At 50.3% G+C, this 22,490-nt stretch carries 25 protein-coding genes; 22 read left to right on the top strand and 3 right to left on the bottom strand.

Going from position 1 to position 22,490, the window contains the following annotated elements:
- The first annotated feature begins 43 nt into the window (after nt 1-43).
- The 3 genes from BUF15_RS18690 to BUF15_RS27470 all read left to right on the top strand — a co-directional run bounded on the left by BUF15_RS18690 (nt 44) and on the right by BUF15_RS27470 (nt 3,495).
- Nucleotides 44-856 carry a CbbQ/NirQ/NorQ/GpvN family protein gene (locus BUF15_RS18690; RefSeq protein ID WP_200802416.1) on the top strand — a complete coding sequence of 271 codons (813 nt, stop codon included), beginning with the start codon at nt 44-46 and terminating at the stop codon, nt 854-856.
- Between the two features lie 79 nt (nt 857-935).
- Nucleotides 936-3,128 (top strand): nitric oxide reductase activation protein NorD, encoded by a 2,193-nt coding sequence (locus BUF15_RS18685; protein ID WP_073615237.1) that lies wholly within the window; start codon nt 936-938, stop codon nt 3,126-3,128.
- A 196-nt stretch (nt 3,129-3,324) separates the two neighbouring features.
- Nucleotides 3,325-3,495 carry a hypothetical protein gene (locus BUF15_RS27470; protein ID WP_200802415.1) on the top strand — a complete coding sequence of 57 codons (171 nt, stop codon included), beginning with the start codon at nt 3,325-3,327 and terminating at the stop codon, nt 3,493-3,495.
- 126 nt (nt 3,496-3,621) lie between these two features.
- Here BUF15_RS27470 and BUF15_RS18680 read toward each other — a convergent pair whose 3' ends face one another.
- The 3 genes from BUF15_RS18680 to BUF15_RS18670 form a co-directional block, all read right to left on the bottom strand.
- Nucleotides 3,622-4,773 carry a (Fe-S)-binding protein gene (locus BUF15_RS18680; protein ID WP_143170778.1) on the bottom strand — a complete coding sequence of 384 codons (1,152 nt, stop codon included), beginning with the start codon at nt 4,771-4,773 and terminating at the stop codon, nt 3,622-3,624.
- A 15-nt stretch (nt 4,774-4,788) separates the two neighbouring features.
- On the bottom strand, nt 4,789-5,283 hold the full coding sequence (locus tag BUF15_RS18675) for a MamS/MamX family magnetosome protein (RefSeq protein ID WP_073615235.1): 495 nt from the start codon (nt 5,281-5,283) through the stop codon (nt 4,789-4,791).
- A gap of 203 nt (nt 5,284-5,486) precedes the next feature.
- Nucleotides 5,487-6,599: a ribonuclease D gene (locus BUF15_RS18670; RefSeq protein WP_073615234.1), complete on the bottom strand. Its 1,113-nt coding sequence runs from the start codon at nt 6,597-6,599 to the stop codon at nt 5,487-5,489.
- A 277-nt stretch (nt 6,600-6,876) separates the two neighbouring features.
- Between BUF15_RS18670 and BUF15_RS18665 the strand changes: the two genes are divergently transcribed.
- The 19 genes from BUF15_RS18665 (at nt 6,877) to rpiB (ending at nt 22,445) form a co-directional block, all read left to right on the top strand.
- Entirely contained in the window at nt 6,877-7,929 is a 1,053-nt protein-coding gene (locus tag BUF15_RS18665) for a microcin C ABC transporter permease YejB (RefSeq protein ID WP_073615233.1), read from the top strand.
- On the top strand, nt 7,922-8,977 hold the full coding sequence (locus BUF15_RS18660; RefSeq protein WP_073615232.1) for an ABC transporter permease: 1,056 nt from the start codon (nt 7,922-7,924) through the stop codon (nt 8,975-8,977). Before BUF15_RS18665 ends, BUF15_RS18660 begins: the two co-directional genes overlap by 8 nt.
- Before the next feature lie 249 nt (nt 8,978-9,226).
- Complete coding sequence (locus BUF15_RS18655; RefSeq protein WP_073615231.1) at nt 9,227-10,018, top strand: MlaE family ABC transporter permease; 792 nt, start codon at nt 9,227-9,229, stop codon at nt 10,016-10,018.
- The gene (locus BUF15_RS18650) at nt 10,018-10,800 is read left to right on the top strand and encodes an ABC transporter ATP-binding protein (protein ID WP_073615230.1); all 783 of its coding nucleotides are present in this window, start codon (nt 10,018-10,020) and stop codon (nt 10,798-10,800) included. The genes BUF15_RS18655 and BUF15_RS18650 overlap by 1 nt, the downstream gene beginning before the upstream one ends.
- Nucleotides 10,797-11,246: an outer membrane lipid asymmetry maintenance protein MlaD gene (gene mlaD, locus BUF15_RS18645; protein WP_073615229.1), complete on the top strand. Its 450-nt coding sequence runs from the start codon at nt 10,797-10,799 to the stop codon at nt 11,244-11,246. The genes BUF15_RS18650 and mlaD overlap by 4 nt, the downstream gene beginning before the upstream one ends.
- A gap of 119 nt (nt 11,247-11,365) precedes the next feature.
- The gene (locus tag BUF15_RS18640; protein WP_234981218.1) at nt 11,366-12,160 is read left to right on the top strand and encodes an MlaA family lipoprotein; all 795 of its coding nucleotides are present in this window, start codon (nt 11,366-11,368) and stop codon (nt 12,158-12,160) included.
- A gap of 34 nt (nt 12,161-12,194) precedes the next feature.
- Entirely contained in the window at nt 12,195-12,818 is a 624-nt protein-coding gene (locus BUF15_RS18635) for an MlaC/ttg2D family ABC transporter substrate-binding protein (protein ID WP_073615227.1), read from the top strand.
- Complete coding sequence (locus BUF15_RS18630; RefSeq protein ID WP_073615226.1) at nt 12,815-13,267, top strand: cyclic nucleotide-binding domain-containing protein; 453 nt, start codon at nt 12,815-12,817, stop codon at nt 13,265-13,267. Before BUF15_RS18635 ends, BUF15_RS18630 begins: the two co-directional genes overlap by 4 nt.
- 182 nt (nt 13,268-13,449) lie before the next feature.
- On the top strand, nt 13,450-13,965 hold the full coding sequence (locus BUF15_RS18625) for a YceD family protein (RefSeq protein ID WP_073615225.1): 516 nt from the start codon (nt 13,450-13,452) through the stop codon (nt 13,963-13,965).
- Nucleotides 13,966-14,011: 46 nt separating this feature from the next.
- Nucleotides 14,012-14,200, top strand: a complete 189-nt coding sequence (gene rpmF / locus BUF15_RS18620; protein WP_073615224.1) for a 50S ribosomal protein L32 — start codon at nt 14,012-14,014, stop codon at nt 14,198-14,200.
- 10 nt (nt 14,201-14,210) lie between these two features.
- Nucleotides 14,211-15,230: a phosphate acyltransferase PlsX gene (gene plsX, locus BUF15_RS18615; RefSeq protein ID WP_073615223.1), complete on the top strand. Its 1,020-nt coding sequence runs from the start codon at nt 14,211-14,213 to the stop codon at nt 15,228-15,230.
- Nucleotides 15,230-16,204, top strand: coding sequence for a beta-ketoacyl-ACP synthase III (locus tag BUF15_RS18610; protein ID WP_073615222.1), 975 nt, complete (start codon nt 15,230-15,232; stop codon nt 16,202-16,204). Before plsX ends, BUF15_RS18610 begins: the two co-directional genes overlap by 1 nt.
- 13 nt (nt 16,205-16,217) lie before the next feature.
- Complete coding sequence (locus BUF15_RS18605; protein ID WP_073615221.1) at nt 16,218-17,369, top strand: acyl-CoA dehydrogenase family protein; 1,152 nt, start codon at nt 16,218-16,220, stop codon at nt 17,367-17,369.
- A 73-nt stretch (nt 17,370-17,442) separates the two neighbouring features.
- Nucleotides 17,443-18,222, top strand: coding sequence for an electron transfer flavoprotein subunit beta/FixA family protein (locus BUF15_RS18600; RefSeq protein WP_073615220.1), 780 nt, complete (start codon nt 17,443-17,445; stop codon nt 18,220-18,222).
- A gap of 21 nt (nt 18,223-18,243) precedes the next feature.
- Nucleotides 18,244-19,437: an electron transfer flavoprotein subunit alpha gene (locus BUF15_RS18595; protein WP_073615219.1), complete on the top strand. Its 1,194-nt coding sequence runs from the start codon at nt 18,244-18,246 to the stop codon at nt 19,435-19,437.
- A complete protein-coding gene (fabG, locus tag BUF15_RS18590) occupies nt 19,434-20,177 on the top strand; it encodes a 3-oxoacyl-[acyl-carrier-protein] reductase (protein ID WP_073615218.1) in 744 nt (247 codons plus the stop codon). Before BUF15_RS18595 ends, fabG begins: the two co-directional genes overlap by 4 nt.
- A 268-nt stretch (nt 20,178-20,445) precedes the next feature.
- Nucleotides 20,446-20,676, top strand: coding sequence for an acyl carrier protein (gene acpP, locus BUF15_RS18585; protein WP_073615217.1), 231 nt, complete (start codon nt 20,446-20,448; stop codon nt 20,674-20,676).
- Nucleotides 20,677-20,750: 74 nt separating this feature from the next.
- Nucleotides 20,751-21,992 carry a beta-ketoacyl-ACP synthase II gene (gene fabF / locus BUF15_RS18580; RefSeq protein ID WP_073615216.1) on the top strand — a complete coding sequence of 414 codons (1,242 nt, stop codon included), beginning with the start codon at nt 20,751-20,753 and terminating at the stop codon, nt 21,990-21,992.
- Between the two features lie 24 nt (nt 21,993-22,016).
- Entirely contained in the window at nt 22,017-22,445 is a 429-nt protein-coding gene (gene rpiB, locus BUF15_RS18575) for a ribose 5-phosphate isomerase B (protein WP_073615215.1), read from the top strand.
- Nucleotides 22,446-22,490 lie beyond the last annotated feature (45 nt).

Genomic DNA, 22,490 nt, shown 5'->3' with positions numbered 1-22,490 from the left:
TGGGTAATCAGAAAAGAATATTCAAAAAACGGCAGGAGGAATTGTGGGTATAGATCAACAGCCGCTCGATAAACATCGAATTCTGGATGAACCATTTTATATAGAACAGGGCAATGAGGTACAACTTGCCCTTGCTGCCTATCGCAATCGTCTGCCTCTTTTGCTGAAGGGACCAACCGGCTGCGGTAAAACCCGTTTCATGCAGTATCTTGCCTGGCGGGTAAAGAGGCCGTTGATAACTGTTTCCTGCCATGATGATCTTTCAACCTCTGATCTGGTGGGCAGGTATCTCATTAAAGGGAACGAAACTGTTTGGGTGGATGGGCCGCTCACTATGGCCGTCAAGAGCGGCGGTATCTGCTATCTCGACGAGATAGTCGAGGCGAGAAAAGATACCACCGTCGTCATTCATCCCCTTGCTGATGATCGCCGTGAGCTTCCGGTTGAAAAGCTTGGCAAGCTGTTTCTGGCAGATCCTTCCTTTATGTTGGCGGTCTCCTATAACCCCGGTTACCAAAGCGTACTGAAGGATCTCAAACCCTCAACCCGCCAGCGTTTTGTCTCGTTGACTTTTGCGTATCCTTCCACCGAGCTGGAACAGCAGATTGTTGCTAAAGAAGGAAGTGTCGATACCACACTCGCAGGGCAACTGGTGAAGCTGGCTCAGATGACCCGGGGATTAAAAGAGTCTGGGCTTCCCGAGGGCGCCTCAACGAGACTTTTGATCCAGGCAGCCCATTTGCATCGGGACGGAGTTGATCTTGTGGAAGCCTGTCGCGCAGGAATTACCCACAGTCTCACTGATGATCCGGATATGTTGGGAGCCATGGATGAGATGATCGCTTCCATTTTTTGATCGTTATCGGTTACTGAATTGGTCCGGGAAGAATACTGTTCTATTTGGGCTGCAGAGGTGACAACTACCAAACTTCTCGATGGATATAGCTGAACTTAAAAAACGATTCTATCAGGAGGTACATCCTGTTCATCCCAACGAGTGGGAGGTAGAGGAAGTCCTTACCCATGTCGCCTCGCTTTCTTCGTCCCGCCAGCAGGCGCTGATGTCCTATGTCCATGTGGTGTGGCCGATCAGCCACAGCCTTTGTTTTTCCTATCTCGAGCAGGGCGCCTACTTTTTACGTAACCCTGATAGTGTTGATCTGGCCGAGTGGGTGCGTCGACTGCTCGGCTACTACGAAAAAGATGGTCTGCGCGGGGCTCGGGAATTTATGTCGGAGAGTCTTGCTGATACTCTCGCAGCCGGTCAGACAACTGTTGCCCGGCTTGAAGATGTCCGTGGCCGATTGCTTCCTTTTCTGCGAGGTCTGTCAGGGCAGCCGCTGGATCTTGCCGGTAGTCCCGTTGCCTGGACCGATACCGCTACGGTTTATCTACCTGAAGAAATACGTTTCTTTGATAATCGGGTCGATAATGAGCGTTTCTATGTCTTTCTTGCCTGCTGCCAGTGGGGTTATCTTACTGTCGGCACCTTCAATCGAATCCTTGACGGCCAGGAGCCAGCTGATATTTTTCGGTTTTTACAATCTTCAGACAATCAGGAGCTTGCCGGAGCTGTCTATCATTTTCTCGAATTTTCTCACGTCTGGAAGATGCTCGCATATGAATTGCCGGGCCTTATGCGTCAGATGCGGCCGCTTCTGCAGCGTCTTGTTGCTGAAAAGTCTGGAGATAAGGCGGTTGGTGACCAATCGAGTTTCGCCCGTTTATTGTTTGAACTGGTTCACAGTCCAGATATTCGTTCCTCACCGATAACAACTGGAAGAGAACTGGAGTTGATGTACGAGAGATTGCGGGTTTGCCATGAGCGTGAATGGGGAGATTGGCAATTTTTAACTGGAAAACTCGATTTTACCGGTGTGCAGGCCTGGCTCAAGCAACGCCGAAGCGAGGAGCGGAAAGCGGCAGTCAAGCAACTGGCACAGGTGATTATTCAGTCGGCAAAATTGGCAAACAATGCTGCGGAGCAGGAGAACTTCGGCTCATTGGAAGAAGGTGGCAGCAGCCGCTTGGTTGTCCATCTTGCAGATGGAGAGGAGGGTAAACCCGGGCTGGAGCTTCGGATTAATAATGTAACGGTTGATTTGCCGCCGGAGCTTTCCGAACTCCTTGCCCGCATTGAACATGATCTTGGACATATCCCAGAAGGATATGTTCAGGCTGCTGCCGGTATTGCCGGTAGGGCAATCGCTTCCGGAGTGGGTGGTGGCGAAGTTGAGGAGGTCGTTCGGCAGGAAAATGCGGGCATGTATTACGACGAGTGGGATTATCGTCGCCGCGGATATCGGAAGAACTGGTGTACCCTGATCGAAAAGGAGCTTCATCCGGTCCGGTCACGCTTTGTTGAGTCGACGCTTTATTCCTATCGCGGCATGTTGGTGAGGCTGCGCCGTCAGTTCGAATCACTCAGGACACAACACCGTTTTGTACGACGACGTCGGTATGGTGACGATATAGATCTCGATGCCTTGGTGGACGCTGTGGCTGACCGTGCGGCAGGCATTGCACCGTCGGACAGGCTTTTTGTCCGTCTACTCCGCAATAACAGAGATATTGCGGTGATGTTTCTTGTCGATATGTCCAATTCCACCGAAGGGTGGGTGGGTAAAGCCATCAAGGAGTCGCTGGTGCTCTTGGGGGATGTGTTGGAAGTGGTGGGGGACAGGTTCGGTATATACGGTTTTTCCGGAATGCGCAGGTCTCGCTGCGAATTGTATCGGATTAAAAGCCTCGACGAACCGTATAGCGAACTGGTGCAGCAGCGAATTTGTGCTATTATCCCGAAGGAGTATACCCGTATGGCAACTCCTGTCAGGCATCTGACCGGACTGCTGGCCCAGACGGATGCGCGCATTCGTCTGTTGATCGTCATTTCAGATGGCAAACCGGAGGACTATGACGACTACAAAGGGGAGTATGCCATTGAGGATACACGGCAGGCCTTGATCGAGGCGCGTGGCAAAGGTGTGATCCCCTTTTGTATCACCGTTGATCGAGAACCGCATATCTACCTGCCCCACATGTTCGGACGGGAACATTATATCTTTGTCGACAGTGTGGAGAAATTACCACGGCGCATGCCGGAAATTTACCGTTTGTTGACGAGCTGATCAGAAAAAACTTTGATGTATGATGATTGGCCTGTTGTGAGAGAAATAACGGTAGGACAATGTGATAATGTGAGCTTTCAGTATCACTGATGAGTCGAAAATTTGACATTGAAAGTCGTTTAGGAGTTCTTAACTTTTACCCCGTGACGGGAGGACACCCCGTCAGAAAACGAACTCTTTTAAACGAGGTGAAACTATGAAAGGTGACTTCGGTTCGATGGTATGGGTAAATGATAAAGAAGGTCATGAATATGTGTGCACCGTGGATAGAAAACACGATAAAGCTAAGGATATTTCTGATCTGAGCGAAGAGGAAAAGAAAACCTGCATGGATGTCAATATTCTAGTTGGCACTGAGAGGTGGTAAGCCTTATTCTCAACTGCACGAAAAAAGATCTCTAAAAGGTGACAAACTCACCTCGGGGCGCCCGATCCGAATGTTGTGGTTGAAAAGGCAGGAGGTTTGGGCGTTCTCTTTTCTGGTAGCACGCTTCTACTGTAGTTTTTTTCGCGCAGCCATCAGCCGAATTTTAACCATAAGCCGGTTTCTCCAACTTTGTAATGACGTCACGGTGCGGGCAATAGGTTTATCGTTCGACTCATCGGCAAACAGCAGGTCGACAAGATGGTGGACATTGCCATGATTGCGTAGCTGGGATGTGCAGCCGGCACAGTAGGTAACAAGGAGTTGGTCTTCGGCCTCGATTACGCGTTTTCGGTTCCATTCGGTACTCAGTTTTCGGTCGATAAAGCCGACCCCGCCTCCCTCGCCGCAGCAAAAAGTATTTTCCCTGTTATGCACCATTTCTGTAAGTTTAAGTCCGAGGGCTTTGCAGATGGAGCGGACATCTGCGTGGATTGTGCCGGCAAATCGGATGGAACAAGGGTCGTGGACGCTACAGGTCAGGCCGGAAAACCGTGCTGGGTTGAGTGTGACATTGCCGGCCAGCATTGAGTATGCTGTGGTTATTGTGAATTTGTGGGGGAGGATGGAAAATGCCTGCAGACAACTTGGGCAACCGGTAACTATCCGACGGATATTCCTTTTGGCGAGGGTCTGCATCCGTGCTGAAAATCGTTTCTGGAAAAACTGCTGACGGCCAAGATCATGTGAGGGTTTGTTGCAACAGTCGAGCATTATCCCAATGGTCGGTTCGACAGTCTGGAGAAGACGATAGAGTTTCAATGTTTCTTCTGGACGGGCTCCTGTCAGAGCACAACCGGGATAGAAGATAGTCTCGCAGTCGACTGGCAGATGAAGGTGGCGAAAAATTGCGTTGCTGCCAAACCATTCATAATTGAGTAGTCGCCGGTGCGGCCGCAGATGATTTTCTCCTAAAGAGACCGCTTCCTGGCGAAGGTTGAGAAACATCTCGGAGGGGGCCAGGTCGTACGGGCAGATTTGCTGGCAGAGATTACAGAGGCTGCAGGAGTAGGCGAGCCGACGAACGGTAACGGGACTGGAGTCGTAGCTCCTGGCAATATCGCCTGGAGTTCCGTTTTGGTCAAGAACGCGGCATGCTGCGACGCATTTTCGACATTTCCGGCAATTCTCCTGTAGATCTGCAACTGGGCTTGGAACAGCGGCAACGGAAAGCGGCCTCCCAGGGGAGGTCGCTTGTATAGGGGAGGGCGTGCAGGTCAAGACGGGTGCAATCTCTCAATCTGTAGAGGCAAGTTCTTTTGCCAGCTGCTCTGGACTCATTGTCCAGAAAGGGGTACCGTCGCTGGTCAGGCGGACCTTGAATTCAAAATGCTCCCCCTGTTTAATTTTTGACGCGAGAAAGACATCCTGTTCGTCAATATACGCCCAACTGCCGCGAATTTTGGTTTCGACTCCTTTGCGCAGACCGGTCTTGTCAGGTTCAGCGTAGGCAGAGGGACAGATATGCACGAGAATCTTCTCGCCGCCGCCTTCGTCAAGGTAAAGTGCCGTTCCTTTTGCCATGCCGGGAAGAGGTGTCACCTCAACGAATTTGGTAATTACCCCCTTGATTCTGTCCAGCTCTTTGGCGTTGTAGAAATTGTTATATTCAGAATCCGCTTCCCATCCTTTCAGGCCGTCCTGTTCCTGGCTGAAAACCGGCGCGACAGAAAAGAGAATGAAAAGAAATAGTATGATGCTCGATAGGCGAAAGATAGAGAAAATGGTCATAAACAAACCTCGTGGCGGGGTAATATTTTGAATAATGACTGAGAATAGAATCAGTATTAACTATTAGTTAATGATAATAATTCTCTTTTGAAGAACTGGCAAGATTTTCCTGGTTTTGACAAAAGGGAATCCTGTTATTCCTGGCGAGATACGGGGCGGTCCGAGAGCGTTGCTTCAGATACCAACGGTAGTCATGTGGAGGTTTACCGACAGTTCCTGAAAAACTCCTCAAGGAAATTTTTGCGCCAGCCGATAGTTTGCCGCAATTGCTGGAGATCGCCGACATTGCTATGACACAGGATCTTAGCAAGTGCCTTCAGTTCAGAGGTGTTACCAACCAGAGCAGGATCGATTCCGAGAAGTTTCGACTTCAGCTCGATTAGTCCCTGTAGCTTGTCCAGCGTCTTCTGGTCCCGATCCGACAGGCGGGTCATCCGTTGTGGTGCGGGATAGGTGCTGTCATCGCTGTTGAGTACATTTTCAATGACGGCGATAATTTTGTCGCTGTACTTTTTCTGTGCCTTAGGTGACATTTCACCTTTTGTGGTGAGGTCCTCGGCGGTGACAGGTTTTGTCTTGGCCAAGGCGATGAGGGTTGGATCCTTGACTATGTGACCCCGTGGTTTGTTTTGTTTTATTGCCTCATCTTCACGCCACTGGACAAGATCGCGCAGGATTGCAAGCGATTGCCTGCTGAGTGAAGCAGCTCCGCGGATTTTACGATAGCGTTCGCCGTTGCCATCGAGATAGTTCGACGGATTATTTAAAAGATTCAGTTCTTCCTGCAGCCAGGACTTAATTTTGGGTCCGATGATCCGGCTGAGCAGAAGTATGCGTATAGCCCGGAGATAGCGGACATCGTCGAGGGCATATTCGACCTGTTTTTCATCCAGCGGCCGTTGCAGCCAGTTGGTTCGGGTTTCTGTTTTCGGCAGATTGATGTCGAGCAGTTCTTGAATGAGGTTACCCAGTGACAGGGTCGAGGACAGGCTGGCAAAACCAGCAGCCAGACGGGTGTCGAAGACATTCTGGGCGGCCGTTTCGGTGGCTTGATAAAGGATAGCCAGATCCTGGGGAGCGTCATGAAGAATTTTGACGACACTTCGGTCGGCAAGCAGTTCGCCTAGCGGCGAAAGATCTTCTATTGCCAGGGGGTCGATGAGCGCACAATCTTGATCCGAGAGGGCTATTTGAATAAGACCGAGCTGGGGAAAATAGGTGCGCTCCCAGACAAATTCTGTATCAAGCGCCACAGCGTCTGTCTGACGTGCCCTGGCGACGAGTTCAACGAGGTCTTTGGTTGTCGTAATGATCATTGGTGGTTTCCCGATGGATTTTGTTGAATTGGCTGTTCTTTCTTTAGTCAATGATCTATTCGCCGTCAAATAGATTTCAACAAAAGTCACACTATATTAATGGATCAGGCAAAAATAAAAGATTTGCCCAAATGTCCCGGCGCGTGAGAAAGGGTAAATCTATCCACCGGAAAGCAAATTGACAAAATTCACGTTGGCAGTTTTTTCCCATAGAGGATAGTCTGAAATTGCGTAATATTACATCAGTTCATTTTCTTTTTCTTTTTGGTTGCCGGCGATGCTCTATTATATCTGTAAACGACTGCTGCTCATGATTCCGACGCTGATAGGGGTGATGCTGATCACCTTTGTGGTGACGCAGTTTGTTCCAGGTGGGCCGGTGGAAAAGTTGATTGCCCAGATGGAGGGGTATAATGTGACGGGCGGTGAGGTCGCTGCTGCCAGTTCACTCTATCGCGGTGATGCCGGCATCAATGCCGAACGGATCGAATCGCTCAAAAAACTGTATGGATTTGATAAACCGCCGGTGGAGCGTTTCCTGATCATGATGCGGAACTATCTGGTCTTTGATTTCGGCGAATCCTACTATTATAAGCGCGGCGTTGCCGAGCTGGTCATATCGCGACTGCCGGTTTCAATGTCGCTTGGTCTCTGGAGTTTTTTCATCGTTTATGGCGTCTGTATCCCGCTCGGTATCAAGAAGGCGGTAAACGACGGCAGCAGATTTGATGTTATTACCTCTTCCGCAATCCTCGTTGGCTACGCTATCCCCGGTTTTGTGCTGGGCATTGCCCTTATCGTGCTTTTTGGCGGCGGCAGTTTCTGGAATATATTTCCGTTGCGCGGCCTTGTCTCCGATGACTGGTCATCCATGAGTATTGGCATGAAAATCCTGGATTATCTCTGGCACATGGTCTTGCCGATAACAGCAGGGGCTGTGGGCAGCTTGGCGGTGATGACCATGCTCACCAAGAACTCTTTTTTGGAAGAGATCCGAAAACAATATGTGCTCACGGCTCGGGCAAAGGGGCTTTCTGAAAACCAGGTCCTCTATAAGCATGTCTTTCGTAACGCAATCATTCCAATCATTACCGGTTTTCCAGGGTATTTTATCGCTTCATTTTTTACCGGTAGTCTTTTGATCGAGACCATCTTTTCTTTGGACGGGATGGGCCTTCTGGCCTATCAATCGGTGCTCAATCGCGATTATCCTGTGGTTCTGGGAACACTCTATTTTTTCACCCTTATCGGGCTTGTCTCTCGCTTGCTGTCAGATCTCAGTTATGTAGTGGTCGACCCGCGCATAAGTTTTGAGGACATCGATGACTAAGTTAGAGCGACCAAAACGACAGTTGCTGAGGCCGCAGAGCCCCGGCCACCGGCGCTGGTTGCGCTTTCGTAAAAACCGACGCGGTTACTGGAGTCTGGTAATCTTTACCGCCATTTTTATTGTTAGTCTGTTTGCCGAGGTGCTGAGCAACGACAAACCGTTTCTTATCCTCTATCAGGGTAAGCCCTACTTTCCTCTTCTGGTCAGCTATCCTGAAACGACGTTTGGCGGCGACTTTGCAACGGAAACAGACTACAGTGATCCCTATTTCATGGAACTCATGACAACGCAGGGCGGCCATGCGTTCTTTCCACCCAACCGTCACAGCTTTGATACGATCAACCGAAAAATAGACGGTCCTGTTCCGTCCCCACCGACCTGGGACAACCTGCTGGGAACAGACGACCGAGGCCGGGACGTCCTTGCCCGGTTGCTGTATGGTTTTAGGCTCAGTGTTCTCTTTGGTTTTGCTCTTACCCTGGTGGGGACCCTTGTTGGTATCGTCGCGGGGGCGATTCAGGGGTATTTCGGTGGTCGAACTGACCTGTTCTTTCAGCGTTTTATCGAGATATGGGGCTCGATGCCCGAACTCTATCTCCTTATTATATTTTCTTCTATTTTCCAGCCAAGTATTCTACTGCTACTTATTTTACTTTCTCTTTTCAGCTGGATGGGGCTTTCGGACTATGTGCGTGCAGAGTTCCTGAAAGGGCGGAACATGGATTATGTCAAGGCGGCCAAAGCTCTGGGCGTGGGTAATATCACCATTATGTATCGCCATCTCCTGCCTAACGGTCTGACTCCGGTGATCACCTTTTTGCCATTCCGGATCTCTTCTGCTATTCTTGCTTTGACCAGCTTGGATTTTTTAGGACTGGGGGTACCGCCATCGACACCAAGCCTTGGGGAGTTGCTGGCGCAGGGCAAAGCAAATATCGATGCCTGGTGGCTTTCTCTCTCGACATTCATGGTATTGGTGGGGAGTTTGATATTACTTATTTTTATCGGTGAGGCATTGCGGGAGGCTTTTGACCCGAGAAAAAGCTGATGACTCATCAATAGCTTTGACAGAATGGTTGTTTGACCGTGTCCGACCATCTTTTTTTCATATCAGGAAATTGTGAGGAGAGTGTTCTATACTCCTTCCGATTATTGACAGATAATCGTAATACCTATATTGTAGGCGCCTGGATAAATCGTTGAAACCACCCGGCAAGAGATGTCTTCACGCAGCCCTTCTGCCTTGCTGTTATGGGGAAGGTGCTCAGAATCGTGCTCTTTCTGCACGTGTTATACTATGCTTATTCGTCCGATTCAAAATCTCGGGGAATCCGGAATTTATGTTTTGCAGGATCTTGGCCGGATGGCCATCTATCTTGTCAAGGCATTGTTGGCGGTTTTCAAACGGCCTTTTCGGTTCAGGGAATTCATGCGTCAGATCCATTTCATCGGTGCCGGTTCGCTGGTTGTTATTTTTTTTACCGCAGCATCGACGGGGATGGTACTTGGCCTTCAGGGATATTATTCTTTACATAAGTTTGGTGCGGAGGGAATGCTTGGTTCTGCAGTTTCCCTGACATTGATTATGGAACTGGGACCAGTGCTCACCGCCCTGATGGTTGCCGGACGGGCTGGCTCTGCCATGTGTGCGGAGCTGGGCATCATGCAGATCTCGGATCAGATCGATGCGCTGGAGTGTATGGCGGTTGATCCCTTCCGTTACCTGATTACCCCGAAGTTTCTGGCTGCCCTGGTTTCGGTGCCTCTTTTGACCGCAGTTTTTGACGTAGTCGGTATCGCAGGTGGCTATGTGGCCGGTGTTAGCCTGATGGGGGTGAACCCAGGCAGTTATATTGATGGTATGGTCAACAGCGTAACCAACCATGATATCAGGCTCGGCGTTATTAAATCATTTGTTTTTGGATTACTGGTGGTCTGGATCTGCACCGGGCGAGGTTATTTTGTGAAAGAGATCAGAGGCGCCGGTTTTGGTGCTGAAAGCGTCAGCAGGGTAACGACCCAGGCGGTTGTGCTTTCGTCGATCTCTGTGCTGGTTTTTGACTATCTGCTGACCGCGGTGCTGCTCTAATGACTGTCGCTATCGAATTTAAAGAGGTTGAAAAGCATTTCCCGAAACGTGATGGTGGTCTGCAACGAGTACTTGACCGAGTCAGTTTCACCATCCCTAAGGGAAAGACCACGGTGATTGCCGGCCGATCCGGGCAGGGGAAGAGCGTTACCTTAAAGCTCATTCTCGGTTTAATGAAAGCGGACGGGGGCTCGATCCATGTCGATGGGAAGGATGTGACCAATGTCGGCGGTCGGGCACTTGAGCAGCTGCGAACTCGGTTCGGTGTTCTTTTTCAGGGGGCAGCGCTGTTTGATTCACTGACTGTATTTGAAAATGTCGCGCTGCCGCTTCGAGAGCGCACATCCAAGGGTGAAGAAGAGATTGAGGCCCTGGTTTCATCAACTCTCGGCCAGCTCGAATTGCTTGGGCATGAGGGGAAATATCCTGCCCAGCTGAGCGGCGGGATGCGAAAACGGGTGGGGCTTGCCAGGGCATTGCAGCTCAATCCGGAGATTATGTTGTTTGACGAGCCAACCACCGGTCTTGACCCGGTGATGACTCAGGAAATATATCAATTATTTGCCGAGACCCAGGCCAGGGTAGGGTTTACTTCCATCATCGTAAGCCACGATATCCCCAAGGTGTTCAATCTGGCCGATCAGGTTATTGTCCTGCACCAGGGGGAGATGGATGTTTTCGGTCGGCCGGAAGAAATTCCGTTGTCAAAAAAAGAACATATCCAGGCGTTCGTCCAGACGACCATGGGTGAAATATATCAGAGTCAACAGGTGGAAGGATGAAAAAAGGTACAATTGAAATTATCGTCGGCCTGTTTATGCTTGTCGGTTTTGCGGCGTTCGGGTATTTGGCGTTGCAGCTCGGGGAAGTCCGTTGGTTGACGGGAGGGAACACCTATCTGCTCAAGGCCGAATTCGACAACGTATCCGGAATCAAGAAGGGCGCCTCGGTACAGGTGGCTGGGGTGGTTGTCGGTAGCGTTGAAGCGATTGAACTCGGACCCGAAAATTTTGCTGTGCTGATCATGCGGTTGCAGAACCAGGTCAAGGTTCCTGTTGATTCAATCGCTTCCGTGAAGTCACAGGGGATTATCGGAGACAAATATATCCAGATCAGCCTTGGCGGGGACGAGGAGCTGTTCAATGAAGGTGATATGGTCACTGAGACCGAGTCGGCTATCGATATCGAGTCGTTGATCAGTAAATTTGCGTTTGGCAGTGCAAAATAGACCGATCGTACATTTTTTTTAAATCAGGGGGTAGACCGGAACAGCCAGCCTGTTGCCTATTGATCCCCACCATTTTGGTCTATTTTTTGAAAATCGACTAACAGGAGACGATGATGAATGTGAAAAAATACATACTGCTTGCCGGAGCCCTGCTCTGCCTTACTCTTCCGTCAATAGGTCTGGCGGAAGAACAGTTTGGCATCGGTGGCTCTGATTATATGGTCGATAGAAAATCACCGGATCTGCTGGATGACAATCATGATACAGATGAACCAAAGGAATATGTTGGTATCTATGATCCGCTTGAGCCGTTGAACAGAGTCTTTTTCGTCTTTAATGACAAACTGTACTTCTGGGTGTTGAAACCGGTGAAGACAGGGTATACGGCGGTTGTACCCTGGGATTTTCGTTTTATAATTGGGAATTTTTTCAACAATCTCGCTTCGCCAGTTGACTTTGTCAACACTCTTTTGCAGGGACGGTTTAACGATGCCGGTGCGGTACTGAGTCGATTCGTGATTAACTCAACAATCGGCGTTTTCGGCTTTGGCGATGCGGCGGCGGAAGCATTCGATATTCAACCCCGAAACGGGGATTTCGGTGAAACCCTTGGTGTGTACGGGATTGGGGAAGGCGTTTTTCTCAACTGGCCGTTTTTCGGTCCATCGAACATCCGTGACAGCGTTGGTTTTGTAGCTGATATGCAATTGCATCCCTACAACTACCTTGACTTGGACAGCGAAGAGATTATTGCTGCAAGAAGCCTGGAATTTATCAACAGATTGTCCCTAAAAGGTGATTCCTATGAGGAGTTGAAGCGCATTTCCATCGATCCCTACGTTGCCACCCGGCAGGCATATACAGACTACAGAAGAAGTTTGATAAAGTCGCATAAGCTTGTAGATAAAAAATAATTTTTTAAAACAACTTAAAAATCAAGACCCCACTATGTATACAATAAACGGTTTTCGAGCCATTGTTCTTGTACTGCTGATCGTCTTCTCACCGCTTGAGGGACTGGCTGATTCCGGACCCATGGCACAGCTGCGGCCAACTTTGGCGAAATTGACAGCGGTACTCTCTGACCCTTCCTTGAAAGGGGATGAGCACAAGGTTGAACGACGTGCTAAAATCATGAGCTCAATCAAGGAAGGCTTTGATTTCCGCGAAATGAGCAGGCGCATTCTCGGCAGTACCTGGAACTCCATTTCCGCCCAAGAGCAGGATCAATTTACCGAGTTAATGACCAAGCTGCTTGAAAACGTCTATATCGGCAAATTAGAAAATTATTCGGGTCAGACCATTGGTTATGTGGGTGAGCGAGTGAAAGGGGACAGGGCCCAGGTCTCTACCCTTGTCGAAGACAATAATATGCAGATTCCCGTGCATTACATCATGGCGATGGGGCAAGGGCGGTGGATGGTCTACGATATTAATATTGAAGGGGTCAGTTTGGTGCGTAATTATATGGAACAATTCAAGTCCATCCTCAGGACCGAGAAGTTTGAAGGGTTGATCAAGGTTATTGAAGACAAGAATAAGTCGTTTGCCGAGGGGAAGGCACAGGGGTGAGCGTAACGGCTTTACATCAGGTGGTTCACAGCTTCTTTCAGGCGGAGAGGGAGGCTGATCAGGACCTTCTTCTCGGGCTGCAGGTGGTACAGGCCTTTGCCGCAGGTGAACGCTTGTTTGCTGCCGGCGAGGATGCCGACAGCCTCCATCTGGTCCTGAAGGGCTGTTTTGCCGTTCATAAACCGATCGGACTGGGAAGTAGGAGCCAAGTCGTGGCGTTGTTGGAGGCGGGAACGGTGATTGGTGAAGCAGCTATAGTCGCAGGGCGTCGTCGCTGTTCCACCGTTATCGCGACAGATGACTCTGTCGTTGCGTCCTTTTCCCGGGATGCTCTTCTGAAGATTGAAGCAATTGCGCCAGCATTGTACCTCGTCTTTGTAAAAAAAATTCTCTCTATAACTTCACTCAGGCTGCAAAAAAGTTCTGACCGCCTCGCTCTGGTTCTGTAAAGAGTCCCGAAATTTACTGTGCATCTGTGTCTTCGGCTATCTCTTGGATAGCCGGGTCATGAGGTCGTTGGTGAAGAGAAATGCGTGGTTCATGTTTTTTTTGTGGCCATAATTGGTTAAATTGAGTATTTTTGCTTCCTTTGTTTTCACCGGCATGTTGCCGCCGGGAAGTTGAGGAATGTATGAAAATTGCTTTTGGTGAGATAGGTCGGGGTAAAACCCGCTATAACATTCAGGATCATAGCTGGTTAGCACAGAATGCTGTTGAGACTGTTTCATCTCTGGCAGCTGAGATAACTCTGCAGGCTACAGGTGAAGATCGTGTAGCGCTGGAAGGCGTTCTCAAAGGGATCGTCAGTCTTGATTGTGCCCGATGTGGTGATCCCGTTGCATACGAACTTGACGAAGAATTTTTGTATCTGGTAACAACCCGTGAGGAAGAAATATCGGAGCTGCAGGAAAAAGAGTGCAGCGACGAAGAGTGCAATACACTGTACCTGAAAGAACCGGTCATTGATGTTGCAGAAATCCTGGTTGAGCAGTTCCATTTAGCCGTTCCGGCGAAAGTGATCTGCGGGGCTGATTGTCGAGGGCTGTGCCCGGAATGTGGTGGTTCATTAAACAGGGGTGAATGTTCCTGTAAAGAGCCAGAACCGGACTCGCCCTTTGCGGTGCTGAGAAAGCTGAAAAAGGATTGAGCAGCAGTAAAAGGCTGGAATAGATATACCAATTGGAGGAAATACCATGGCTCTGCCGAAAAGAAGACATTCCCGTTCTAGAACCCGTTTACGTCGCTCTCACGATGCACTGCAGGCACCGGGCGTTTCACTGTGTGCCGAATGCGGCGAACCGAAGCAGCCACATCGCCTCTGTGCTGCCTGTGGCAAATACAAGGGCAGAACCGTTTTTAGCTTCGATACTGAAGTAGAATAGGAGTAACACCGTGCATATTGCCCTGGACGCCATGGGCGGAGACCATGGGCCGGAGGAGTTGATTGCCGGGGCATTATTGGCTGCTCAACAGGCTGATGTTCACGTCAGCCTGGTAGGGGACGAAGTCCTTCTGCAATCACATCTCGAGACCGCTGCCCCCGACTCCCATATTGCTTCCCGCATTCATATTGTCCATTCATCTCAAGTTGTCGAGATGAAGGACAATCCTGTCGATGCTATCCGCAGGAAAAAAGATTCATCTATTATGGTTGCTTTTGGTCTCGTCGCTGCCGGTAATGCAGATGCCGTAGTAAGTGCCGGGAACTCCGGTGCTACTCTGGCTGCGGCGGTTCGAAAGCTCGGTCGTATAAAAGGTGTTTCGAGACCCGGCATTGCCTCTTTTTTTCCCACCCAGAAGCAGCCTGTCGTGATCATGGATATCGGCGCAAATGTTGAGTGCCGACCCCAGCATCTGGTGCAGTTTGCCGTGATGGCTTCTGCATTTTCTCGTCTGCACGGCACGGAGCGACCGCGGGTCGGCCTCTTGACCATTGGCGAGGAGTCCGGCAAAGGCAACCACCTGGTCAAGGAAACCTATGACCTGCTGAACGCTTGTTCACTCAATTTTATTGGCAACGTTGAAGGACGAGACGTGTACAAAGGTGACGTTGATGTCATTGTATGTGATGGTTTTGTCGGCAACATCTGCTTGAAAATCAGTGAGGGACTGGTGGATTCCGCGACACAAATGCTTCGTGATGAGATCGTCAGATCATGGCGCTACAAGCTTGGGTACCTGCTGGCAAAACCAGCTTTTCGAGCATTTAAGCGTCGTGTGGATTACTCTGAATACGGGGGAGCACCGCTTCTCGGTGTTGACGGTACCGGTATCGTCTGTCATGGAAAATCTAACGCTGTCACCATCAAAAATGCGATTTTAGAAGCTGCAAAAATGGTAAAGAAAAACGTGAATCAGGAGATTCTCAACGGGATAGCGGCTGAATCAGCTGTTGTGCAACTGGAGGTGTGATGGGAACTGTTATTCTTGGCACAGGATCATGTCTGCCACGAAAGGTAGTAACAAACAGTGACCTGGAGAAAATTGTCGAAACAACTGATGATTGGATTCGGACTCGGACAGGTATTCACAGCAGACGAATCGCCACCGGCGATGAGTATACGTATAAACTTTCCGCTGATGCTGCAAAAAAAGCTTTGGAAATGGCCAATGTTGATCCGAAAGAGATCGGTTTGGTCGTTGTCGGCACCATAAGTTCCCATATGCTCATGCCTTCCACGGCCTGCTTTGTCCAGAAAGAGATAGGTGCGGTCAATGCCTTTGCTTGGGACTTGAATGCGGCATGTTCAGGATTTCTTTATGGCATGGACCTTGCCGATAAATATATCAAGGCCGATCATTCCCAGAAAATTCTGATCATTGGCGCTGAAACGCTTTCCACCAGGATGAATTGGCAGGATCGCAATACCTGCATCATTTTCGGGGATGGGGCCGGCGCTGCAGTTTTCGGCCACGACGAAAGTGATCGTGGTTTTATCGGCTCCAATCTTTTTTCGGATGGATCGCTCTGGGAGCTGTTGTATATGCATGCCCCGGAAAGCAGCAATCCAGACCTGAAGGTGCCCGGTAACAATGGGGCTCATATTGTTATGGAAGGTCGCGAGGTGTTCAAACACGCGGTCAAGGCCATGGAGGATGCGGTTCGCGGCCTGCTGGAGCGTGAGCAGGTCAGCATGGATGAGATCAGTCTGGTGATTCCGCATCAGGCAAATATCCGCATTCTCAATAAATTGAAAGAACGTCTGCAGTTACCAGACGATAAGGTGTTTATTAACGTATCCGAGTATGGTAATACGTCGGCTGCGTCCATCCCGATTGCCCTTGATGAGGTATGTCGGGGCAAACGTATCAAGTCCGGTGATCTAGTCTTGTTCTGTTCCTTTGGCGGCGGTTTTACCTGGGGTGCGGAACTGCTTAAGTGGTAGGGAGGAGTGTGCTATGGATTATTTTTTGACAGAAGAGCAGCAGATGATCGTCGACACCGCTCGGCAGATCACTGAAGAACGTATTGTCCCGCATCGGGCGGAGCTTGATGAAAAGCATGAGTTTCCCCGAGCCATCTTAAACGATATGGCAAAAGCTGACCTGTTTGCCCTGCCGATTCCTGAAGAATTTGGCGGGTTCGGTGGCGGATGCCTGAATATCGTGCTTGCCCTTGAACAGATCGGTCGTGGCTGTGTTGGTATCGGTACCGCTTTTGCCGCCAGCGCTCTTGGTATCTATCCGATTCTGATCTCCGGTTCCCAGGAGATGAAGGACAAATACCTGCCATCCGTAGCAAGCGGGGAAAAGTTTGCCGCCTTTGGTCTTACCGAGGCCAATGCCGGTTCTGATGCATCAGGTATTCAGACCACCGCAGTTCTTGATGGTGACGAATGGGTACTGAACGGAACCAAGCAATGGATCACTAACGGTGGCGAGGCCCAGATTTATACCGTGGTTGCCATGACCGACAGGAGCAAAGGAGCGCGTGGCGCATCCATGTTTGTTGTGGAGGAAGGGGATCCCGGGTTTTCATGCGGGCCCAAAGAAAAGAAAATGGGTATCCGCGCATCGTCCACCACTGAGCTGATCTTCAAGGATTGCCGTATCCCGAAAGATCGTTTAATCGGCCGTCAGGGAACCGGTTTTATCACCGTTATGAAGACTCTTGACTCCTCGCGGCCCGGTATTGCCGCGCTGGGTGTCGGTCTTGCTCAGGGAGCGCTTGATGTGGCCGCAGCATACGCCAAACAGCGCGTCCAGTTCGGCAAGCCGATCATTGCCTTTCAGGCAGTTCAACACATGCTGGCTGATATGGCTATAGCTGTTGAAGCCTCCCGCGCGCTCGTCTATCAGGCAGCCAAGCATATCGACGCTCACCCGAAGGATATGTCCAAGGTTTCCTCCATGTGCAAGGTATTTGCCACGGACAGCGCCATGAAGGTCACCACTGATGCCGTACAGATACTTGCCGGTTATGGATTTATGTCTGAGTATCCGGTGGAGAAAATGATGCGCGATGCCAAGATTCTGCAGATTTATGAGGGCACCAATCAGATCCAGCGTAATGTTATCGGCCAGGAACTGAACAAGGAATACGCCAAGTAATAGTATTCGTTCGCTCATATTTTTCGGATATAGAAGCAAACTCGTATCACAAAACCAGCAGGCAGGTTGTTTCATGAAAATTTTTGTGTGTGTCAAGCAGGTTCCTGACGCTAAGGATGTTCGTCTTGACCCTGTGACCAATACCTTGGCTCGCGAAGGTGTCGAATCGATCATGAACCCGTATGATCAGCACGCTCTTGAAGAGGCGGTCAGACTGAAGGAAGCGCACGGCGGGGAAGTGATCGCTATTACCATGGGCCCACCCCAGGCCGAAGAGATCCTGCGACTTGCTATTTCCTGCGGTGCTGATCAGGGTGTCCTTGTATCCGACCGCGCTTTTGCCGGTGCGGATACCTGGGCAACTGCATATACTCTGGAGCAGGCAATTAGACATCTTGGAAGTGCGGATCTTATCCTTTGCGGCAAGCAGGCCATCGATGGCGATACCGCCCAGGTTGGACCCGGGCTTGCGCTGAGGATGCAGATTCCTTTTATTACCTGTGTTCAGAAGGTACGGAGCTGTTCAGATCAGGCTATCGTGGTCGAACGCATGATGGATGATGGTTATGATGTCGTTGAGGCTCCTCTGCCATCGCTGCTGACCGTGGTAAAAGACATTAACGAACCGAGAGTCCCGTCTTTAAAGGGGAAGATGAAGGCCAAAAAGGCCGAAATCCAGGTTTTGACCGCGACAACCATCAATGCCGACCCAGCCTGTATCGGCCTGCCCGGTTCACCAACCCAGGTGGCCCGTGTCTTTCCTCCTGAGGCTCGGGGTGAACGTTCCGTCCTGAGCGGAACGCTTGATGAGCAGCTCGACCAGCTCGTCGAGAAACTGACCCCATATCTCTAAGCCTGCCAGGAGGATCAGCTTATGTTGAAAATAAATAAAGAAGTATGTATTGGTTGCGGCATCTGCGAGTCCAGCTGCCCCTTTGCGGCCATTGAGATGTCTGACGGGTTGCCGATCATCGGTGATAGCTGTACCTTGTGCGGTGCCTGTGTGGAGAGCTGTGAGCTTGAAGCGCTCTCAATCGTGACCGGTGAAAAAGCCAACACCGCGACCATTTCCGACTGGAAAGGTGTTTTTGTCTATTGTGAATTCAGACGTGGTGCATTGGCTCCCGTTTCACTCGAACTGCTGGGAATAGGCAGAAAACTTGCCGACACGAGAGGAGTTCGTCTTTCTGCTGTACTGATCGGGCACGATACCGGAGAAACCGCTTCACAGCTTATCGGCCATGGTGCAGATCAGGTGTTACGGGTTGATCAGCCTGAACTCGCCGATTTTTCCGAGGACAGCTACTCTCAAGTACTGACTGCTTTGGTCAAAGAGCATAAACCGGAGATTGTTCTGGCTGGTGCCACTGCCATTGGCCGCTCCTTTATTCCGGCTGTGGCAACACAACTGAACGCCGGTCTTACTGCGGATTGCACTAAACTCGAGATTCGAGAAGAAGACGGGTTATTGATGCAGACGAGGCCAGCTTTTGGCGGCAACATCATGGCAACAATCGTTTGCCCGGCTCATCGGCCGCAGATGTCCACTGTTCGTCCAAAGGTCATGAAAGCTTTGGAATTTGATGGTGCTCGCACAGGTGATATTATTGATGTCACGCCGGTACCGGCCCAGCTGGCTAGTCGCATTAAAGTGCTGGAGACAGTCGTCTGTGAAGAATCCAACGTCAATATCCAGGAATCTGAGATATTGGTTTCAGGTGGACGCGGTTTGGAAAGCGACAAAGGTTTTGCACTCATCAGGCAGCTTGCCGAAGCCCTTGGCGGGAATGTCTCTGCTTCGCGCGCAGTGGTGGATGCTGGCTGGATAAGTTATCCGCATCAGGTGGGCCAGACCGGCAAAACCGTTGCGCCAAAGCTCTATGTTGCCTGCGGTATTTCCGGGGCAATCCAGCATGTGGCCGGAATGCAGTCTTCTGAGACAATCGTCGCCATTAACCGTGACGCCAACGCACCGATATTTAATGTCGCCGATTACGGCCTGGTTGGAGATCTTTTCGAGATCTTACCAAAACTCATCAGAAAGATAGAAGAAAAACGAGGTGCATGATGCTTGAGGGCAAAGTTGCGATCGTAACGGGCGGTAGTCGTGGAATAGGCAGAGCCATCAGTCTGCGTCTGGCGGCCATGGGTGCTCTGGTCTATGTCAACTATGTGAGCAGGCCCGATGCTGCCGATGAGACCCGGAAGCTGATCGAAGCTTCTGGTGGCAAAGCGGCGATCATCCAGTTTGATGTGGCCGACGGCGAGCAGGTGCAAGGAGCGTTTAAGAAGATTCTTGAAGACGCCGGCTCCATCGATATTCTCATCAACAATGCTGGGATCACCCGGGATGGCCTTATGGCCAGGATGAAGGATAGCGACTGGGATGACGTACTGACCACCAATCTGAAGGGTGCTTTTCTCTGTGCCAAGGCGGCGTTAAAACCGATGATGAAGAAAAAGTGGGGACGTATCGTCAACATATCTTCGGTCGTTGGTTTTTCCGGTAATGCCGGTCAGATCAATTATGCGTCAGCCAAAGCTGGTTTAAGCGGATTCACGAAATCAATGGCTCGTGAGGTTGCGTCAAGGAACATCACCGTCAACGGAGTAGCTCCTGGCTATATCGTGACCGAGATGACCGACGCCATGAGTGAGGATGCCCAGGCAAAAATTAAAAGTGAGATCCCCATGGCCTCACTGGGTACGCCTGAGGACGTTGCAGGCGCTGTAGCTTATCTCGTTTCCGAGGATGGTCGGTATGTCACCGGTCAGACCTTGCATGTTAACGGTGGCATGTATATGTAGTTTGAGTGTTAGTAGATTGGTTTGGTCTTTACCGGCTCGTTACTGAATGCGTCATTTTCTTTGCAAATGCAAAGAAGGGGTTCGTTTTTCTTATGGTGAGAGTTGAGAGGCGAAAATATAATGAGCCAGCAGAGACACTAGTCGTAGAAACAATTATGTGGTAATACTTCACGTTTTATTGTGAGATGGACCGCAACAGGTTGCACCCCACACAACAACAAAAAATTCAGTGCATCTGATGAACAACAACATCTAGGGAGATACGTAAATGGCAATTGAACAGGAAATGATTGATATAATAGTAGAGCAGCTGAGCGTTGAAAGAGACAAAGTCGTTCCCAACGCTTCTTTCGTTGACGATCTTGGTGCTGATTCTCTGGACCTGGTCGAGCTGATCATGGCTATGGAAGAGGGTTTTGATATTGAGATCCCGGATGAGGATGCCGAGAAAATCGCTACCGTTCAGGATGCTATCGATTACGTGAAGAAGCTGAAGTAAATTCACAACGTCGGCAGCATGTGTGCTGAAATCAGCGACCACGCAGCCCCAAGACAGACAAAGGAGTTTTCAACGTGAATCGCAGAGTTGTCGTTACCGGCGTGGGTTTGGTTACGCCATTGGGAACAGGTACGGAAAAAACCTGGAAGAATATTGTTGATGGCGTAAGCGGTATTGATACCATTACCCGCTTCGATGTGAGCAATTCCCTTGTAACAATTGCGGCAGAGGTAAAAGACTTCGAGCCCGATGCATTTTTTGAGCCGAAGAAGTCAAAACATCTGGACCTTTTTGTTCAGTATGGTCTCGCTGCGGCGATATTGGCTGTAAAAGACAGCGGCCTGGTCGTCACTGAAGAGAACTGTGATCGCGTTGGTGTCATCACAGGCTGCGGCATGGGCGGGCTGCCGACCATCGAAAAATATCATCAGGTTATGATGGAACGGGGTGCAAAGAAAATTACCCCGTTCTTCATTCCTATGGTCATCCCCAATATGCCGTCCGGGCATATTTCCATGGAGATAGGCTCTAAAGGACCGAATCTCACTCTGACAACCGCTTGCGCGGCGGGAACGCATGCGGTCGGTGAGGCGTATCGGCATATAAAATACGGCCAGAGTGACGTGATTGTAACCGGCGGCGCCGAGGCGGTTATCTGCCCGCTGGGTGTTGGTGGTTTTAGTGCCATGAAGGCGCTTTCCACTAGAAATGATGATCCCAAAGCGGCGTCCCGGCCATTTGATAAGGACCGCGATGGTTTTGTTATGTCCGAAGGTGCGGGCATGCTGATCGTGGAAGAGCTGGAACATGCGCTGGCACGTGGGGCAAAGATCTATGCCGAGATTGTCGGTTATGGCCTCAGTAGCGACGCGTACCATATCGCTGCGCCACCTGAAAACGGGGAAGGCGGTGCGAGAGCTATGAAAATGGCTATTGCTGATTCTGGTCTCGCGCCAGAGGATTTTGATTACGTGAATGCCCACGGGACTTCAACCCCGCTCAATGATCGGTGTGAAACCCTGGCCATCAAATCCGTTTTCGGTGAACATGCCTATAAACTTGCGGTGAGCTCAACCAAGTCGATGACAGGCCATATGCTCGGAGCTGCGGGTGGTATCGAGTCTGCTTTCACTGCACTTGCACTCCATGACCAGATTGCACCGCCAACCATCAACCACGGCCAACCGAGCGAGGAATGTGATCTCGATTATATACCTAATGTTGCTCGCAAGATGGAGATTCGAGCGGCCATTTCCAATTCATTTGGTTTTGGCGGCACCAATGCTGTTATTGCCATGAAACGATATGTAGGCTGATCGGTCTGTCGGGAGATAAGACGCATGAAGATAGCAATCGGCGCCGATCATGGCGGTTACGAAATGAAAGAGCAGCTTAAAGCTGTACTGGTGGAGCTTGGTCATGAAGCTGTTGATGTCGGTTGCCATTCTACCGCTTCCGTTGATTATCCTGATTTTGCAGCGGCACTATCGGAGCAGGTAGTTTCCGGGAGTTGTCCGTTTGGTATTCTCATCTGTGGCACGGGTATCGGTATGTCGATTGCCGTCAACCGGGATCCGAAAATCAGGGCTGCTCTCTGCCATGACGAATTTACCGCTCGTTTGAGCCGGGAACACAATAATGCCAATGTGCTCTGTCTTGGTGCACGTGTGACTGGGCCGGGTCTGGCGGATGCCATTGTCCGGACCTGGCTGAACGCCGCATTCGAAGGTGGTCGGCACCAGATTCGGGTCAGTAAATACAGTAACTAAGGGATGTGCTGCACCAGTACATCGCGATGTCTTTTTTGTCAAAAG

Origin of the sequence: Desulfopila aestuarii DSM 18488 (assembly GCF_900143695.1) — a bacterium.
Lineage (GTDB): Bacteria > Desulfobacterota > Desulfobulbia > Desulfobulbales > Desulfocapsaceae > Desulfopila > Desulfopila aestuarii.
This window is presented reverse-complemented; position numbering and strand designations above follow the sequence as displayed.